Raw genomic sequence first — 18251 nt, 5'->3', positions numbered from 1 at the left:
ACGCTGCTTACTGTTTGATTCCCGACAAAGCGATGCTTTCGATAATGTAGCGCTGCAAAAACATATATACGACGACGACCGGAATCAGGCTTACAGTCGTGGCAGCCATAATGATGGAAGGCTGTTTGTCGATGCCGTTGTTGTAGGTGAACATCGCGAGGCCGATTTGGATGGTGTATTTGGTCGCTTTTTTCAGGATCAGAAGCGGCCACAGCATATCGTTCCATACGCCCAAAAAGAGCAAAATGACCATGGTGGCGATGATCGGCGTGCACAGCGGAAGATACACCCTGCCGAAGACGGACACTTCCTTCGCCCCGTCCAAAATGGCGGCCTCCCGGAGCGTCGTCGGCAGCTGATCGAAAAAAGCTTTGGCCAAAAACGTCCCGAACGCATAGTTCAGGGCGGGCAGATAAAACGCCAAATAATTGTCGACAAGCCCGAGCTTGCTGAACAGCAAATATTGCGGGATCATCGTCATTTCAAAAGGGATCATCATCGTGCTCAAGGCAAGCAGCAGCACGATGTTCGCCCCCTTGAAACGCAGCTTGGATAACGCGTACCCCGAGAGCAGCGCCGACAAGGCGCTGACGATGATGACGCCGACGCTCACCAGAATCGAATTCGAAATGTATCGGAACATCTTGATGCTGGTAAACGCCGCCTCGTAGGTTTTGATGGAGGGTTCCTCCGGCCACAGCCTCGGCGGGAAGTTGATATGAAGACGGGCAGCCCAGTCGAAGCTTGTGACGAGCATCCACAGAAACGGCACGATCATGACGAAGGATCCGAGCGAAAGCACGATCGTCAATATCCATTGGTTCAGGGAAATCTTTTTTCGCCGGTGCTTGAAATTGGCATCCACGGTGTTCATCGATTGACCTCCTAACTCAGAATGGGACGGGTTGAAGCTGCAACTCCCCCGATCAGTCGAAGCTGTCCTTCCGCCGGTTCAGCAGCATCATGATCGCCGTCAGCACGAAAATCATGATAAAGAGCAAATACGAGGCTGCGGTCGCCGTACCCATCTGCGAGGAGAGAAAGGCGTTTCGGTAAATATACAGCACCACCGTCATCAGGCTGCCGCCCGGATTGCCCGCCGTGCCGCCGATCAGCCACACGTCCGTAAACCGTTTCATGCCGCCGATCGTGCCCATGATGAGCATGAACACGAATATCGGCCTTAAATACGGGATCGTCACATACAGCCATTTGCGGTAGGTACCCGCGCCGTCGACCTCGGCCGCTTCGTACAGATCCCGCGGAACGCTTTGCAGCCCCGCCAAAAAAATGATCGTATTGTAACCGAGCGCCCCCCATAAGCTCATCAGAACGATGCTGTACCGGGACACCTGCGGATTCGTGAACCAGCCGACGGGGTCGATGCCGAACAAACCGATGACGAAGTTCAGCAGCCCTTCCTTGGAAGGGTAAAACAGAAACGAAAACAGCAGCGTCGTCGCCACCCCGGACACGACGTTCGGCAGAAAAAATACGGCCTTGAAAAAGTTTTTGCCCATATGCCATTTCAGGTTGTTGATCAGGCTCGCCAAAATAAAGGACAGGGCGATGCCGAGAAGTACCGACCAAATGCCGATAAAAAGCGTATTTGTAAACGCTTGCCAAAATAGCGAATCCGACAGCACGTAATCGTAGTTGTTTAGTCCGACCCATGTTCCGCCGATCGATAGTCCCGAGGTTTGATGGAAGCTCATGATCAGCGCAGCGATCATCGGATAAATCGCAAAAGCGAGCACGCCGATGATCAGGGGTGCGCTGAACAGGTAACCCATCCAGTCGTTCCGGGTGAATCGCCTTTTCCGCTTGACCTTGGGTTCCAGGGGTGTATCCGTTTTCACGTTTGCGTTCAATGACAAGCCGGTTTCCTCCTTCCGGTTCGCAGCACTTGCTAAGATGTTGACGACATGATCAGAATCTGGCGAAGCATTTTTTAAAATATGTATGTGTACGGGATGGGTTTATGTTTTCTTTTTTTGGGAGGGAACAAAAAAAAGAGAGCCGGTCCCGGCTCCCTTTCCCTGCTGCTTCTACTGCTTCGGTTTTTCATGGTTTACGGCAAGTGTGATAATCATGACGACAAGCGTCAGCAGCGCGATCAGCTGGTCGATGGTCATAACCGTCCGCCTCCCTGCAATCAGGATGGCTCTGTCGGGCAGTTTCCTTGCTCCCATGAATGCCTGGTTACGTTTCCCCATACATACTTATTCGCGCCGCCTGCAGCTTATTCGTCTTTTGAACGCAAAAATGCCTTCACTTTCCCGATGCAGGCCTCTTTGTCCGTAAACGCATGGTACAGCCTGCCAGCAACGACCGATTGGTCGCCGAAAAAGAACCGTTCGTACAACGTCTGCCGCCCGCCGAACCCGCTCGAGCTGAGGTCCCACGCCAGGCGGAACAGCGCCGTTTTCGAACATGCGTCGATGCCTGCGCCCCGGAGGTAACGTTCCATCGCTTCGCTGGATTCGGACGCAAAATCGCGCTCGGACGGAATCATGATGACGCTGCTTCCCCCAAGCAGCTGAATCAGTTCGATCATGCGCGGATACATCTTGGGAAACAGCACGTTTGCCGTCCAAATCGGCCGCCGATCCGGGAGCATGCTTCCGAAACGGTCGGGAGCCGCTCCCGCTTCCGAGGCAACGAGCAGGGATTTCAGCGTCTCGAAAGACGCGATGACTTCCGTGATTTTATCGATGGTGGACGGATAAGAAGCCCGATCCAGCGTCTCGGCCATATAAAAAAGAATGCCCAGCGCAAATTCCGTTTTGGCGACATACCTGCACAACACCTGATGGCCGCAGTGGACATGAAAACCGCTTTCCTGAAAAAAACGCATGGACAGCCGCTCGTCCCCCAGCATAAACACGCGCTCCCACGGCACAAGAACGTCTTCGAACAGAACCAGCGTATCCATCTCGTCAAAACGGGAGCTGAGCGGGTAGTCGTATGCCGAAGCGCCTTGCGCCAGGCTTTCCCTGCATATCCAGCGCATGCCCGGAAGATTGTTCGGAACGGCAAAGGCAAACGTTCTTGAACTGTCCTCTTCGGGCATATACGGCGAGGCCGGAGGGTATACCAAAATTTCGTCCGTCGTCACGCCTTGGGTCGCCAGCAAAAAAGCGCCGCTTACGACGATGCCTTCCTGGTTCCGTTCAACGATCCGCGCCGCGCAGCTGGATATGCTGCCGTCCTCAAGCAATTCGTCGAAACGGCTGGCATGGGGCTGCACGAATGCATGGGAAAGGGAGATGTCATGCTCCCGGCAATAGACGTAATATGCCCGCATACGATCCGCAAATTCGGGTTTCTTTTCGCCAAGCAGTTCGGCGGCCGCATAAAATCATCAGCCCGGTATTCATGTAATCCGGCGATCTTCCCAGCAGTCCATGATGCCGCTCTCCCCATAACGTCATCATCTCCCTGCGTTTCGCCAAATCATCCTTCGTTACGGGCTGCTTAAACGACAATCCGACGGCGTCTCCCGTGGACGGGGAGCAATAGGTCATGCGCTCCCTATAATCGGGATGATGCTGCAAATCGTACAGCTCCGCCTGCGTAGTCATCAGCCCCCGAAAAGCAGCATGATCCGAAAGCCTTCCCGTCCACTCGTTCTCCGCGTATCCAAACCCGGGGGTTGGCCTGATCGATACGCTCGATAAACTGCTTTCCGTTTTTTGCCGGCACAGGCGCAGCCTCCTTTGAAAAAATGGATGATCCCATTCTATTCAAAAGGGCCTCCGTCAGGAAGCGGCAGCAACCTAATAGGAAGCCAAAATGCCGTCAAACGAAGCAGAACCAAGTGCATTGTTACCGTAAAATGTTGTACAATAGAGGTTATGGTTATGTTAATTCATGAAAAAAATGCCTAGAAGGATGGATCGCAAAATGTATGTAGCCCGTGATTGGCAAGATTACGAATTGATGGATACGGGATCCGGCGAAAAGCTGGAACGCTGGGGGGACGTCATCCTCCGCAGACCGGACCCGCAAATCATATGGCCTATCCAAAACGAAAGCGTGAAGTGGCGCGAGGTTCACGGCCATTATCATCGGAGCTCTTCCGGCGGCGGACACTGGGACATGAAAAAGAAACTTCCGGACCGCTGGACGATCTCTTACGACCAATTAAAATTTTATATCCGCCCGACCAATTTCAAACATACGGGCCTGTTCCCGGAACAAGCGGCCAACTGGCGCTGGATGATGGACAAGATTGCGGCGGCCAAACGGCCGATCAAAGTGCTGAATTTGTTCGCCTACACCGGAGGCGCTACGGTTGCGGCAGCTTATGCCGGAGCGGAAGTCGTCCACGTCGACGCGGCGAAAGGCATGGTGCAGTGGGCGAAAGAAAACCTTCAGCTGTCGGGCATCGGCGATCGCCCGGTCCGTTTCATCACCGACGACGTGTTCAAGTTCGTGCAGCGCGAACACCGCAGAGGAAACCGTTACGACGGGATCATCATGGACCCTCCGTCTTATGGTCGCGGACCCGGCGGGGAAATGTGGAAACTGGAGCAGAGCCTGTATCCGTTCGTGGAAAGCTGCATGGGCATCATGTCCGACAATCCGCTGTTCATGCTTATCAATTCCTATACGACCGGCATTTCGCCGACCGTGCTTCACAACGTTTTAAGCATGACCGCAGGCCGACGTTTCGGCGGAACCATCTCCTGCGGGGAGCTGGGGCTTCCGATCACGGCGTCCGGGCTTCATTTGCCGTGCGGCATCCTCGGCCGCTGGGAGTCGTGACCCGGTTATGAGCCAAGAACTTGCATCGCAAATACCGGTATTATACGAGGACAATCACCTGCTCGGCATCGTCAAGCCGGTCAACATTCCGACCCAGGCCGACGTCTCCGGCGATCCCGACCTGCTTACGCTGCTGAAAGAAGATATTAAGGAGCGTTACAACAAACCCGGTAACGTCTATTTGGGGCTCGTGCACAGGCTGGACCGGCCGGTAGGCGGCGCGATGATTTTCGCCAAAACGTCGAAAGCCGCTTCGCGTCTGTCCGAAGCCGTCCGCAGCCGCAGCTTCCGCAAAATTTACGCGGCCGTCGTTCACGGACGGCTTCCCGCTCCCCGGGGCACGCTCAGGGATATGCTGTTGAAGGATCCGAAGACCAATACCGTCTCCGTGGTCAAGGCCGGAACCCCGGGGGCCAAGGAGGCTGTCCTCGATTACGAGGTGCTCGGCACCGACGGCTCCTTCAGCCTCGTCCGGGTCGAACTGCATACCGGAAGATCGCATCAGATTCGCGTCCAGATGAATCAGGCAGGCTGCCCGTTGTACGGCGACCAAAAGTACGGAAGCCGCGTCAACAAACCCGGGCAGCAAATCGCGCTTTGGTCGGTCTTGGTCGGTTTTCCGCATCCGGTGACCAAAGAGGACGTGGTCCTGACCTCCCTGCCCCCTGCGGAGCATCCTTGGAATTTGTGGTCCGACACGGTGTTGGAGCGTCTGCGGGACGATCTCTAAACGATGTAAGGCAGTCGTGCCGGGTCATTGGAACCGGCGACTGGATTCTTTACTCAAAAATAGATTAATTCGGCACGTCAACGATTCGGTTGATGTGCTTTTTTCATGCTGCAAAGGAGCGGGGGATCCCCGCTCCTTTGCTTTGGTTTGCTATAGATCGTTCCCGAACAGTTCCCGTACCGGGATCTCGTCATAGGAACGTACTTGAAGATCCGCTTCGGCCAAATCTTGGTTTCCCGAGTTCGGATTAAGGTATCCGATGCATCTCATGCCGGCCGTTTTGGCGGCAAGCATGCCGTTTCTTGAATCTTCGAGCACGACGCAATGCTGCGGCTGCACGCCGAGCTGCTTGGCCGTTTCGAGGTAAATATCGGGCGCGGGTTTTCCTTTCGGAACCTCTTCGCCGCTGACCACCGTCTTGAAAAAGCGGCTTAGACCGAATTTCCCCAAGACGCCTTCAATGAATACTCTCGGGGATGAGGAGGCAACCGCCATGGGAATGTTCATTCCGCGAAGCTGCTCCATCAGGGCCACCACCCCCGCGATCGGCTCGATCTCCAGATTCTTCAGAATGTTCATTTTCAGGTTCAATTGGTATTCGATCATTTCCTCCACCGTATGGGGCAAATTTCGTTCCTGTTTAAAAATGCCCAGCATTTCCGGGTTCGTCATCCCGACGAACCGTTCCAGCTCCTGCTCGTTCGTTTCCACGCCGAAATGGCTGAGCGTTCGGATATCGACGTCAAAATGAATCGGCTCGCTGTCGATGATGACCCCGTCCATATCAAAAATAAATGCGTGTTCCATGTTGATCCTCCATGATCTTCCGGTCGGTACTCGCCGGTTTTCCTTTGTACGTTCCTGTTCGTTGGGCGGCAGACCCGATCGAGTCCCCGCCTTCACCGGATCCGGATTAAACATAAAGGACAGCAGCATGCTGCTGTCCTTTATGGCGCCGGAAAGGGCGTTAGCGGCCAGGGTATCCGTGATCATGATCCGTTATTCCCTGCACGCAAAATAAGCACGTGATCGGCATTCCGCTGAAAATGGTACGGTACGGCTTTCGTTTCCGCGTCCCATCCCTCGCTTCGGGCAAACGCGATCAATCGCTCCACTTCATCCGGCCTGCGGCCGCTTTGGTCAACCAACGGGAAAATCCTTAACTCTTTGCCGGTGACCCGAAGCAGCTCCCGCAAGGCGGCGCGATGGAACTCCGCGTCCAGCCTGTCGGCATATGTAAACAAAAAATGGGCCGACAAGGTCAAGTCGAATTGCTGGTCCCGGAAGGGCAGCGACGGCAGCGTCACGGGCACGTACCTTTCCGGACGCCTTTCCATATCCTCCGTGCAGGACCGCAGCGCTTGAAGGCGTTCGGCGCGCAACGCTTCGACATCGCGGAATTCAGTCCAAATGTACCGCTCCCGTTCCGTTGCCACATGTTCCATGGCATGATCGATATCCCGGAGGCCCTTTTCAAGCAACCGGCCCGCCTCATGGCCATATGCGATATCCGCCGCCGTCACCTCGCAGCCAAGCTCGCCCGCCTTGGCCGTAAACGAGCAGGCGCCGGCCGGACAGTCCAGGATTCTTTTGCCTTGGATATGATGCTCCTCGAGGCCGAACATACGCATATATTCCCCGTATGTCCTGCCGATAAAGACGATCCGCTCCAGCATGTTTTCCGCCGGTTCTTCCTCTCGTCCGCTCTTTGCGCTAAACCCTCTGCTTTCCTCTGCTCTGCTCATCTCGTCTCAACTCACCTTTCCGAATATGTCATCCGCACGGATGAGTCCGTGCTTATGGAAATGTTATCCTATTCGAAACGATAAGTCCAGAACCTTTCCGTACTAAACCGGTTTTTGATCTGTTCATCCTCTTCGGTAAACGTGCCCAGCATTTCATTCCAGCGGAACTGGGAGGCGTGCGCACGGATGGAACCGAATTTGTTCGGCAGGAAATCCCTGACGTCGACCGCGACGTCAGGTTTGCCGATGATCTGCTCGCAGCCTTTCGCAAACGCGACGCAGTTCACGACGGGACGCTGTTCCTTCGGCATGGCCGCAACCGTCCGGATCACCGCTTCCCCGGTGGCATCATGGTCCGGATGGACGCTGAATCCCGGGTAAAACGTAATGATAAGGGACGGCTTCACTTCATCGATCAGCTTGCGCAGCATGCCGTCCAGCATGTCCCGGTCTTCGAATTCGATCGTTTTATCATGAAGCCCCATCAGGCGCAAATCCTGAATGCCGATCGAGCGGCAGGATGCCTCAAGCTCCTTCCGACGGTGCTCCGGCAGCGTGACGCGGTTGGCCACGAGCGGTTTGCCCATGTTTCTCGCCATTTCGCCCAGCGTCAAGCACGCATACGTCACGGTTGCGCCTTCATGGATGCGTTTGGCCAGCGTTCCGGAAGTTCCGAAGGATTCATCGTCCGGATGGGGAAATACGACCAATATATGATTTTCCATTTTGTATAATCACCCTTTCACTTGATGACGGCAGACTTGCTGTTTAGAACGGTTCTTTGCCCAACTGCAGCGCGACGACCAGCTTGCCGTCGCTGTCATGGCCCGCCATAATCAGCCGCTCGGTTTCCGTTTCCTCGAAATGCGTCAATCCTTGCGAATAAATCCAGCCCTGCTCCATCTTAAGCCCGACGCGGTACGGCCCCGTTCCTTGAATCTTCCCGTGGGTATACCGGACGATGCCGTTTTTGATGAACGTCGAGGCCGTAAATTTCGACTCATCGTGATGCGAAGCGTAAGCCCCCGTCGTCATTTCGAGATGTATATAAAGATCCTGATCCTGCAGTTTGTCGATTAACTCCTGAACCATCTGCGGATTAATAAGCTGCAATCCAATCCCTCCGTTTCCAAGACGTCTGTCGAAATCGTCCGAATCCCCCTGCAAACCAGGTTCGATCGATCCCGAATGCTGCAGGTCCAAACTGCAACATATTTTATTATAATTCAAAGCACTTCATTTTCACAAACATGCTTTTGCCTCATCCGGCCGACTATACCGTTAAAAACCTCGACTTGCACTCGAATTAGCCCGCATAGCGGAGCCGATCGGCGAACCCTGATGTTTTTGCATTGCTAAAATCGCTTTTTATGCCCCATCCCGTTGAACGAAAAAAGCTGCCTTCCGGCAGCCTTTTCCCCATATTTCCGTTTAATCGGCCAATGCCTTGCCTTTGGTTTCTTTCCCAAGAAAAAGCACGCCCAAGGCCCCGATCAAAATTATGACGAAAAACATGATAAATATCGCATTGATTTCGACGTGACGCTGCACCAAATACCCCACAAGGAACGGCGCGATGACGCCGCCGATCCGGCCGACGGAGGTCGCAATCCCGACGCCCGTCGAACGGACCGAAGTCGGATACAGCTCCGGCGTGTAGGCGTACAGGCCGCCCCAAGCACCGAGGTTGAAAAACGAAAGGCAGATTCCCGCCGCGATAAGCGAGCCGGCCGAATCGGCGTTGCCGAACCAGGCGGCGCTGACGGCGGTGAGCACCAAGTAGGTGATCATGACGAATTTCCGGCCGAATTTTTCGATGAAATACGCAGCCGTAAAATAACCCGGAAGCTGGGCGATCGTCATGATCAGCACGTATTCGAAGCTTTTGATCAGGCTGAAGCCCTTCATCGTCATGACGGACGGAAGCCAAAGGAACATCCCGTAATACGAAAACACGACCGTAAACCACAAAATCCACAGCATCAACGTCGAGCGGCTATGTTCGCGGGTCCAGATGGAGGCCAGCTTGCCGGCAAACGACAAGGATGCCGCCCGGGTCCGATTGTTCCGGTATACGGGCGAATCGTCGATGGCGCGGCGCAGATACAGCGCGTAAAAGGCCGGAAGAGCCCCAATGACAAAAGCGATCTGCCATCCGTAAGCCGGAATCAAAAAATACGATATGAGCGCGGCGGCCAGCCAGCCGCCCGCCCAAAAGCTCTCCAGCAGCACGACGGCCCGTCCCCGCTGGCTCGGATGGACGCTTTCGGACACCAGCGTCGACGCCACCGGCAGCTCGCCCCCAAGGCCGACGCCCGTAATAAAACGAAGCAGGCACAGCACCCAGAAGCTGGAGGCGAGCGCCGACAATCCGCTGGCTATCGAAAAGATGAGCAGCGTCCACAGCAAAACCTTCTTTCGGCCGAATTTATCGGCCAGATACCCGGCGGCTGCCGCGCCGACGACCATTCCGACGGAATTGACGCTCGTCAAAATGCCCACATCCTGCGGGGAGAGTTTCCACTCAAGCTTTAATGCGGTCACGATAAAAGAAATGATGCCGACGTCCATGGCGTCGAATAACCAGCTGAGGCCGGCGCTGAAAAGCAGTTTTCTCGTTTTTGGTTTCATAAGCGTTGCATCATTCATCTGGTTGACTACTTCCTCTACATTTATTCTTTAATCTTTGAACCCGGGTTTTAAGGCGTTATGGTTAGTTTGCCCAATAAATAGATCAGAAGCTGCTGATTATGCGCGGAAATTCGCGACAATACCTTCGCCAGAAACGCATCGCGGATTTGCACGCCGCGTTCGACCTCCGCTTTCCCTTTCGCGGAAATGGACACCCAAACGATCCGGCGGTCGTTTCCGTCCCGTTCGCGCTGAATCAATCCGTTTTTTTCCATCCGGTCGAGGAGCATCGTAACCGCCGCCGGGCTTGTCGCCAGGAGCGGCGTCAGGTCGGAAGGCTTCATCCGCTCGTTTTCGCCCAGCACTTCGAGCACGGCCAACTGAGCTTCGGTGAGCGCCGGAGCCAACTCGTTCTCCATATGCAGTTTATAATCTTTGCTTAGTTTGGACCATATTTTCGCAAATTCGGAAGTATGCACGGGTTATACCTTCCTTTCGCAAGCAATGTTTTACAGGATTAACTTTCGCGCATTTCGTGCCAATTCCTTCCGCAATTCCGAATTTTTTTTAGAAAAACATCGTCCGACACCGTTCCCCAAAAGACGATTCACGGACGTTTCATCGTCTCAAAAAAGGCATCGTTCGCAAATGAGCGAAGATGCCTTTTTTCACGCTTTAACGCCGGGTTCGGACAGCATACGATGTCACGTCGTTTCCTCGAATGCCAGCAGCGCCGAAATTTCATCTTTTTTCTCCAGGTGAACAAGCAGTTTTCCTGTCGATTTGCGTTCGGCGATCGGGGCCTGCTCCGAACTGAACGCATAACTTAAGCCGTCCCGCGTGATGGCCGTAATTTGCAGCGGCTGGCGGCAATAAAACGCTCCGGCAATGCGGCTGCCGTTCGGCTTCACGCGTTTGCCTTCCTTGAATTCGAAGGTCGCCAGCCCTTTGCCTCCCCGGCTTTGCGGCTGGTAATCCGCGAGCAGGGAACGTTTGCCGTATCCGAGATCGGTCAAGGTCAGCACTTCGCCTTCGTCATCCTCAACCCACAACGCCGACACGACCTCGTCGCCGTCGCGAAGCTGGATGCCTTTCACGCCGGCGGAGACGCGGCCCATGGCGTTGACTTCCTGCTCCTTGAACCGGATGCTCATGCCTTCCTTGCTCACAAGCAAAATGTCTTTGCTACCGTCGCTCAGCGTGACGGAAATGACCTCGTCCTCCGCGCCGACCTTGCAGGCGGCAACCGCGCTCGAGCGATTGGTCATGTATTCTTTTAATTCCGTGCGTTTGACCTGCCCTTTTTTCGTGACGAACACCAGGGAGCGGTTCGGCTCCTCGAAATTCGTGACCGGAATGACGTCGACGATGACGTCTTCTTTGGATAACTGGATGACATTGACGATGGCGGTACCCGGGTCCTTCCATTTGAATTCCGGAATTTGGTGGACAGGCAGCAGGAAATATTGGCCTTTTTGCGTAAAGATGAGCAAATTGTCCAGCGTATTGATTTCGAACACCCTGGAAATATAATCCCCTTCCTTCACGCCCGAGCTGCTGAGCTCCCCGCCGGACCGCGTAAAGGAAAGCATGCTTGTCCGCTTGATGTATCCGTCTTTCGACAACGTCACCAGCACATCCTCGGAGCTGACGATGACTTCAAGGTTGACCTTGATTTCCTCGACTTCCTCCTGAATGGCGCATCTGCGGTCAATGCCGTATTTGTCGCGGATTTCAAGCAGTTCCTTGCGGATCAGCGCGATCAGCTTCTTGTCGCTTTCGAGGATGGCCCGGTAGTTGTCGATTTTTTTCAGCAAATCCTCAAGCTCTTTTTGCAGCGTCGTGATCTCCAGGTTCGTCAAACGGTACAGCTGCAGCGTCAGAATCGAATCCGCCTGCCGCTCCGTAAAGCCGAACATCCATTGCAGATTGTTTTGGGCATCCTGGCGGTTTTTCGACGCTTTGATGGCGGCGATGACCTCGTCGAGAATGTTCAGCGCCTTCACGAGTCCTTCGAGCACGTGGGCCCGGTCTTCGGCTTTTTCCAATTCGAAGCGGGTACGGTTCGATACCACTTCGCGCTGGTGGGCGATATACGCCTCCAGCATCGCCTTCAGGCCAAGCTGCTGAGGCGCCTTGTTGACGATCGATACCATGTTGAAGTTGTACGTGACCTGAAGATCGGTCTTTTTCAGCAGATAAGCCAAAATGCCCTGGGCATCGGCCTCCTTTTTGATTTCGACCACGATCCGCAGACCGTCCCGTCCGCTTTCGTCGCGCACCTCGGCAATGCCTTCGATTTTTTTCTCCAGCCGGATATTTTCCATTTGGGTGACAAGGCGCGATTTTACGACCTGGTAAGGGATCTCCGTAATGACGATCTGCTGTTTGCCGCCGCGCAAAAATTCGATGTCGGCTTTGGAACGGAGATAAATCCGTCCTTTCCCCGTCCGGTAGGCCTCTTTGATTCCCTCTTCGCCCATGATCAGGCCGCCGGTCGGGAAATCGGGGCCCTTGATGAAGGTCATGATTTCTTCCAGCTCGATTTCCGGTTTTTGCATCACCGCCACGCAGGCGTCGATCACTTCGCGCAAATTATGCGGCGGAATCTCCGTCGCAAATCCCGCGGAAATCCCGCTGACGCCGTTGACGAGCAGGTTCGGATAGCGGGAAGGCAGCACGACGGGCTCCTTCGCGGAATTGTCGAAGTTGTCCTTGAACTGTACCGTCCGTTTGTCGATGTCCCGAAGCATCTCCATCGCGATCGGCGACAGGCGCGCTTCGGTGTAACGCATCGCCGCCGGCGGATCGTCGTCGATCGAACCCCAGTTGCCGTGCCCGTCGACGAGCACATGCCCCATTTTCCAAGGCTGGGCCATGCGGACCATGCCGTCGTAGATGGAGGAGTCCCCGTGCGGATGGTAATTCCCCATCACGTCGCCGACGGTTTTGGCGGATTTGCGGTATGCTTTGTCCGGCGTATTGCCGGATTCGTACATGGCGTACAAAATGCGCCGCTGCACGGGCTTAAGCCCGTCGCGGACGTCGGGAATGGCGCGGTCTTGAATGATATATTTGGAATACCGGCCGAAGCGGTCGCCGACGACCTCTTCGAGATAAGCCGGCAGAAACTGTTCTGATAAACTCATCGATTCACCTTCTATTCCTCGAACTCTCTAAAGTCGACATTTTCCACGATCCAGCGCTTGCGCGGGTCGATTTTGTCGCCCATCAGCGTGGATACGCGGCGCTCCGCCTTCGCCGCATCTTCGATCTGCACCTGCAGCAGCGTGCGCGTTTCCGGGTTCATCGTCGTCTCCCACAGCTGTTCGGGATTCATTTCGCCGAGTCCTTTGTAGCGCTGCAGCTCGTAATTTTTGCCGAATTCCTTCAAGTAGTTTTGCAGCTGCTCGTCGCTGTAGGCGTAACGGACCGTTTCCAGCTTGCCCGACTTCCGCGAAATTTTATACAGCGGAGGCTGGGCGATGTACACGCGGCCCTCATCAATCAGCGGCTTCATGTAACGGTAAAAGAACGTCAGCAGCAGCACCTGGATGTGCGCGCCGTCCGTATCGGCGTCCGTCATGATGATGATTTTGGAGTAATTGCTGTCTTCGATTTCAAACTCGGTTCCGATTCCGGCGCCGATCGCATTGATGATCGTGCGGTATTCCTCGTTTTTCATGATATCGGCAAGTTTGGCTTTTTCGGGGTTGAGCGGTTTCCCCTTCAGCGGCAGGATCGCCTGAATTTTCGAATCGCGGCCCTGTTTGGCCGATCCGCCGGCGGAGTTTCCTTCGACGACGAACAGCTCGGTACGGGTAAAGTCCTTCGATTGGGCCGGACTCAGCTTGCCGCCGAGGCTCGTTCCCTCGCTCCGTTTTTTCCCGCTCCGCATGTCGTCGCGGGCCTTGCGGGCCGCTTCGCGCGCTTTGGAAGCCTGGATCGCTTTTTTGATGAGCGTCTGGGCCACCTGCGGGTTTTCCTCCAGGAAAATCTGCATTTTTTCGGTCACGATCGCGTCGACCGTGCTGCGCGCCGATGCGCTTCCCAGCTGGTCTTTCGTCTGACCGACGAATTCGACTTCGGCCATTTTGACGCTGATGACCGCCATCATGCCTTCGCGCAGGTCGTTGCCTTCAAGATTTTTGTCCTTTTCCTTGAGCATATGGTTTTTGCGCGCGTAATCGTTCATGATCCGCGTATACGCCGTCTTGAAACCGGTTTCGTGCGTTCCCCCGCCCCGCGTCGGGATCGAATTGACGAACGAAGCGAGCGTTTCGGTATATCCCGCGTTGTATTGGAGCGCAACCTCGACTTCGACGTCGTCCTTTTCGCCGTAAAAGTGAATGACGTCGTGCAGCACGTCTTTGCCTTCGTTCAAAAATTCGACGAACTGGCTGGCCCCGCCTTCGTAATAAAATTCGTCCATGCGGTCGGAGCGCTCGTCTTTCATGACGATGCGAAGCCCCGAATTCAGGAAGGCGATTTCCTGCAGGCGTTCCGCCAGCGTATCGTAGTTGAACTGGATTCCGCCTTGGAACACGCGAATATCCGGCTTAAAGGTGACTTTGGTGCCGGTTTTGTTCGTGTTGCCGAGCACTTCGAGTCCCGTCACCGGTTCGCCGACATGCTCCTTGCCGTTTTTGTCCTGCCAGTATTCGAAACGCTGGCGGTGGATTTTGCCGTCGCGGTAGATTTCGACCTCGAGCCACTCGGAAAGCGCATTGGTCACCGACGCCCCGACGCCGTGCAGGCCGCCCGATTTTTTGTATCCGCCTCCGCCGAATTTCCCTCCTGCGTGCAGGATGGTGAATACGACTTGCGGCGTAGGTATTCCCATTTTATGCATTCCGGTCGGAATGCCCCGTCCGTTATCCACGACGGTGATGGAACCGTCTTTATGCAAAGTAAGATCTATTCTCGTGCAGTATTTGGCCAAATGCTCATCGACGGCGTTATCCACGATTTCCCATACCAGATGATGAAGCCCCGATGAACTGGTGCTGCCAATATACATGCCTGGGCGTTTGCGAACCGCAACCAGGCCTTCGAGCACTTGAATGTCGTCTGCATCGTAACTGCCGCTGCCTGCTTCGCTGCTGCCCGGCGACTTTGCAAACATATCGATCTGCTCGACCATTCATGCTCCCCCTTTGTGTTTCTTTATGTAGGATATCACCCAAAATGCAAACAGATGTTTTGTTTTGTTATCCTTGTCCATTTTAATTCAAGATATCCCTTTTCGTAAAGACAAGGAATGAGATTACGATCGCGGCAATCGCCCAAACGGACAAAACCGCAAGCGAAAAAGCCAGGTTCATGCCTTCGATCGGAGCCGGCGTACCGGACAGGTAATCGGTCAGCTCCAGGTTGACCATAAACAAATATTTCGCGCTTTTCCAGGCCGAAGCCATGTTGGTCAGAATGGTTCCCGCGATCAGCGCGGCCATCATCACCACGATGCTTGCCGCCGTGCTCCGGACGAGCACCGACACCATGAACGCGAGCGATGCCACGACAAGGCTCACGAACCAGATCAATCCGCCTTCCATCAGCAAATATTGCCACTGGGGCACCGCGTGCACCGCGGACATGTCGACATCGGACCCTTGGATCCGAAAACCGGTGAAGACGGGAAATTCAAATCCTTTATATCCGAAAACCGCCCCGGAAATGAGATAACTGATGACAAAAGCGGACACGATGATCAGCGAAGAGAACATGTACAGCGTGATCAGCTTGCTGAGCAGCACCTTCCACCTTTTGACCGGGCGGGTCAGCAGCATTTTGATGGTGCCGCTCGTTCGTTCCCCCGATACTATATCGGATGCGATCGCCATAATGAGAAGAGGAATGAACAAAGTTATGGAATTCGCCATAAACTCGCGCGTAAACGTCACGCCGTTCGGCTGCTTCGGGTTCACGTCATGCTCCAAATAATATTGCAGCTGCTGCACGAAGATTTTCCTGAATTTTTTCCACTCGTCCGGCACCCGGTCGCTTCCGAGCGAATTTTCATTATCCGTGATTTGCTGCTGCACTTCAAGCCGCCAGTCGCCTTTGAATTTGTCCCGCGTTTGTTCGGCGGACCGCATTTGCGCATAGGTAAACACCGGGACCAGCACAAGCAAGATGAGCAAAATAACGTAAAAACGCTTCTTTTTGATGATTTTGATCGTTTCGTTTTTGATCAGGGGCAGCACGCTAATCAATACTCTCACCCTCCGTCATTTTCAGGAACAGCTGCTCGAGCGTCGGGTTGATTTTATGGACCCCGCGGACGCGGATGCCCATGGCGACGAGATGCGAAACCGTTCCGGAGATTCGTTCCTCTTCCATCGCCGTTACGACCGATTGTCCGCTCATGCCGGCGATGATCGCGTCGTCCAGCACCTGTTCAGCGTGTTCGATGACCTCGATGCCTTCCCGCTGCGCCAGTTCCCGTTTTCCGGCTTCAACAGGTTCCACGTCCCAAATGACGTATTTCGCGTTAGCGGCCACGAGCTCCCCGACTTCTCCGACCGCAAGCACCCGGCCGCGGCTGATAATGGCCACCCGGTCGCATAAAAGCTGGATTTCGCTGAGCAGGTGGCTGGATACGAAAACGGCCAGTCCGCCGTCCGCCAGCTCCCGGATAAATTGGCGCAGTTCCTTGATGCCCTTCGGATCGAGCCCGTTCGTCGGTTCGTCGAGGATGAGCAGCTTCGGCCTGCCGAGCAGCGCTTGCGCAATGCCGAGCCTCTGCCGCATCCCGAGCGAATACGTTCTGACCTTGTCGTGGATCCGCTGGTCCAGCCGGACGATATCCACCACTTCCTGAATCCGCTGCTTGTCGATTCCCGGTTGCATGCGCGCAAAATGCTCCAGATTTTCCCATCCGGTCAAATACGTATAGACTTCCGGATTTTCAACGATCGAGCCGACGAAACGGAGCGCTTGTTCCTGCTGGCGGTTCACGTCGTATCCGCACACTTTGATGACCCCGCTGCTCGGTTTGATCAAATCCACCAGCATGCGGATCGTCGTCGTTTTGCCTGCCCCGTTCGGTCCCAAAAAACCGAAAATTTCGCCCTCCCGGACATCGAACGTCACGTCCTCGATGATCCATTTTTTTCCGATCCTTTTTTTGACGTGTTCGACCGATAAAACGATGGATTCCCTTTGGTCCGGACTGACCGTCATTGACATGTTCTCCCTCTCCTTTCTTCCGTATGCTTAATTATCTAGCGGATGGCCTGAACGATCCGGACGGCGATTTGCTGGTACCCGTCGCCGTTCGGATGAAAATGATCCGACGCCAAATACCGGCCCAAATGCTGCTGGAAAATGTCGAAGGTCGGCACAAGCGTCATATTGCCGTTCTTATTGATCGTGTCGAGGGCTGCCTCATTCCATTTCGCAACGGCCTGATTTCCCGGGACCTGAAGCTCCTCGATATCCCCGAACGGATTATACAATCCGACGTACACGATCATGGCTTCCGGATTGATCGCGCGGATGCGTTCCAAAATCGTTTTCAGCTGCGTCGATGCTTTCGGCAGCCCTTTCAACAGGTCCTCCGGATCGAGCTCCTGCCCCTTGGCGGTCGTCGATGTTCCGGCAATACCTTTGGACGCAAGGTCCGCTCCCTGGAACAGGTCGTTTCCTCCGATGGATAGGAGGATGACGTCGGCTTCTCCAAGCACGTACTTCGTCCCCCGTTCTTCCAGCTTCGGCAGGAGCCCCGTCGTCGTCAGGCCGTTAATGCCCAAATTGTTCAGGAGCGTCGCTTTCCTGCCGGCAGCCGTCAGCTCCCGGATCGTTCGCCGCGCAAACCCCATCCCGGAGTTGTCGCCCGTGCCTTTTGCCAGCGAATCGCCGATGACCGCAAATTTCAGTTCTTTATCGGCTGCCGGGGTTGCCGGGCCCGTTTCCTTTTCCGGGGTTGCGACTTTGGCGGGCCGATCTTTCGCAGCCTGCGGAGACTGGATGTCCTTTACCGCATACACAAAGCCTGCCAGCAGGAGCAGCGTGGAAAATACGGATAAAATACTGACGCTGCGCCAAATCCATTTCGATGATTTCAAAACCGATCCCTCCATGTCGACGTCATGCGATTCGTCATTTTTCCGGCAATACATATGTACATAAACATAAATCTTCTAGGATCAATTTGCAAATCCGACGGTCGTTTTGCACCGTTTCATTTCGCCTTGAAACCATGATTCCATGCAAAGACGGGCTGGCGTTCCATCCGTTTTTTCTAAATCATAACCACCCGTCCAACGGGTGGTTTGCACTTGGGGTATAACCCCCTGTTGCCAAACTGCGCCTAAAGACGCTAGCCTGACAATAAATTGTTCAGGCTCAGTGTAATTTGTCTCTTTCACTTA

Annotated in this window: 17 protein-coding genes and 1 pseudogene; 2 read left to right on the top strand and 16 right to left on the bottom strand. The window is 54.6% G+C overall.

Annotated elements, in window-relative coordinates; translation table 11 throughout:
• Positions 1 to 7: 7 nt before the first annotated feature.
• The 5 genes and pseudogenes from KI367_RS05890 to KI367_RS27105 form a co-directional block, all read right to left on the bottom strand.
• Entirely contained in the window at positions 8 to 874 is an 867-nt protein-coding gene (locus tag KI367_RS05890) for a carbohydrate ABC transporter permease (RefSeq protein WP_212948346.1), read from the bottom strand.
• A 52-nt stretch (positions 875 to 926) separates the two neighbouring features.
• Positions 927 to 1793, bottom strand: a complete 867-nt coding sequence (locus KI367_RS05885) for a carbohydrate ABC transporter permease (protein WP_212948579.1) — start codon at positions 1791 to 1793, stop codon at positions 927 to 929.
• Positions 1794 to 2048: 255 nt separating this feature from the next.
• Entirely contained in the window at positions 2049 to 2216 is a 168-nt protein-coding gene (locus tag KI367_RS05880; RefSeq protein ID WP_212948344.1) for a hypothetical protein, read from the bottom strand.
• 26 nt (positions 2217 to 2242) lie between these two features.
• On the bottom strand, positions 2243 to 2857 hold the full coding sequence (locus KI367_RS27110) for a 4-hydroxyphenylacetate 3-hydroxylase C-terminal domain-containing protein (protein ID WP_246536707.1): 615 nt from the start codon (positions 2855 to 2857) through the stop codon (positions 2243 to 2245).
• 81 nt (positions 2858 to 2938) lie between these two features.
• Positions 2939 to 3584, bottom strand: a pseudogene (locus KI367_RS27105) (4-hydroxyphenylacetate 3-hydroxylase N-terminal domain-containing protein); the annotation flags it as partial.
• A 322-nt stretch (positions 3585 to 3906) separates the two neighbouring features.
• On the opposite strand from KI367_RS27105, the gene KI367_RS05870 reads away from it, so the two are divergent.
• Complete coding sequence (locus tag KI367_RS05870; protein ID WP_212948342.1) at positions 3907 to 4770, top strand: class I SAM-dependent methyltransferase; 864 nt, start codon at positions 3907 to 3909, stop codon at positions 4768 to 4770.
• A gap of 7 nt (positions 4771 to 4777) precedes the next feature.
• Positions 4778 to 5500: an RluA family pseudouridine synthase gene (locus KI367_RS05865; RefSeq protein WP_212948340.1), complete on the top strand. Its 723-nt coding sequence runs from the start codon at positions 4778 to 4780 to the stop codon at positions 5498 to 5500.
• A 150-nt stretch (positions 5501 to 5650) separates the two neighbouring features.
• Here the strand turns inward: KI367_RS05865 and KI367_RS05860 are convergent, their stop codons facing one another.
• The 11 genes from KI367_RS05860 to KI367_RS05810 form a co-directional block, all read right to left on the bottom strand.
• The gene (locus KI367_RS05860; RefSeq protein WP_246536686.1) at positions 5651 to 6493 is read right to left on the bottom strand and encodes an HAD family hydrolase; all 843 of its coding nucleotides are present in this window, start codon (positions 6491 to 6493) and stop codon (positions 5651 to 5653) included.
• On the bottom strand, positions 6490 to 7245 hold the full coding sequence (locus KI367_RS05855; RefSeq protein WP_246536676.1) for a class I SAM-dependent methyltransferase: 756 nt from the start codon (positions 7243 to 7245) through the stop codon (positions 6490 to 6492). The genes KI367_RS05860 and KI367_RS05855 overlap by 4 nt, the downstream gene beginning before the upstream one ends.
• Before the next feature lie 68 nt (positions 7246 to 7313).
• Positions 7314 to 7970 (bottom strand): bacillithiol biosynthesis deacetylase BshB2, encoded by a 657-nt coding sequence (bshB2, locus tag KI367_RS05850; protein WP_036708101.1) that lies wholly within the window; start codon positions 7968 to 7970, stop codon positions 7314 to 7316.
• A gap of 43 nt (positions 7971 to 8013) precedes the next feature.
• The gene (locus KI367_RS05845) at positions 8014 to 8358 is read right to left on the bottom strand and encodes a YojF family protein (protein ID WP_036708277.1); all 345 of its coding nucleotides are present in this window, start codon (positions 8356 to 8358) and stop codon (positions 8014 to 8016) included.
• A gap of 318 nt (positions 8359 to 8676) precedes the next feature.
• The gene (locus tag KI367_RS05840) at positions 8677 to 9894 is read right to left on the bottom strand and encodes an MFS transporter (RefSeq protein ID WP_212948338.1); all 1218 of its coding nucleotides are present in this window, start codon (positions 9892 to 9894) and stop codon (positions 8677 to 8679) included.
• A gap of 50 nt (positions 9895 to 9944) precedes the next feature.
• Positions 9945 to 10355 (bottom strand): MarR family winged helix-turn-helix transcriptional regulator, encoded by a 411-nt coding sequence (locus tag KI367_RS05835; protein WP_036708097.1) that lies wholly within the window; start codon positions 10353 to 10355, stop codon positions 9945 to 9947.
• 225 nt (positions 10356 to 10580) lie between these two features.
• On the bottom strand, positions 10581 to 13025 hold the full coding sequence (gyrA, locus tag KI367_RS05830; protein WP_212948336.1) for a DNA gyrase subunit A: 2445 nt from the start codon (positions 13023 to 13025) through the stop codon (positions 10581 to 10583).
• An 11-nt stretch (positions 13026 to 13036) separates the two neighbouring features.
• Positions 13037 to 15019 (bottom strand): DNA topoisomerase IV subunit B, encoded by a 1983-nt coding sequence (gene parE / locus KI367_RS05825; protein ID WP_212948334.1) that lies wholly within the window; start codon positions 15017 to 15019, stop codon positions 13037 to 13039.
• An 82-nt stretch (positions 15020 to 15101) separates the two neighbouring features.
• Positions 15102 to 16091: an ABC transporter permease gene (locus KI367_RS05820; RefSeq protein WP_036708094.1), complete on the bottom strand. Its 990-nt coding sequence runs from the start codon at positions 16089 to 16091 to the stop codon at positions 15102 to 15104.
• A complete protein-coding gene (locus KI367_RS05815; RefSeq protein WP_197069932.1) occupies positions 16084 to 17067 on the bottom strand; it encodes an ABC transporter ATP-binding protein in 984 nt (327 codons plus the stop codon). Before KI367_RS05815 ends, KI367_RS05820 begins: the two co-directional genes overlap by 8 nt.
• Before the next feature lie 35 nt (positions 17068 to 17102).
• Positions 17103 to 17945, bottom strand: coding sequence for a GDSL-type esterase/lipase family protein (locus tag KI367_RS05810; RefSeq protein WP_052146881.1), 843 nt, complete (start codon positions 17943 to 17945; stop codon positions 17103 to 17105).
• Between the last annotated feature and the right edge of the window lie 306 nt (positions 17946 to 18251).

The sequence above is a fragment of the Paenibacillus cookii genome (genome assembly GCF_018333375.1).
GTDB classification, from domain to species: Bacteria; Bacillota; Bacilli; order Paenibacillales; family Paenibacillaceae; genus Paenibacillus_AQ; species Paenibacillus_AQ cookii.
Note: the sequence above shows the minus strand (reverse complement) of the source record. Positions and strands in the feature narration are given on the sequence as shown.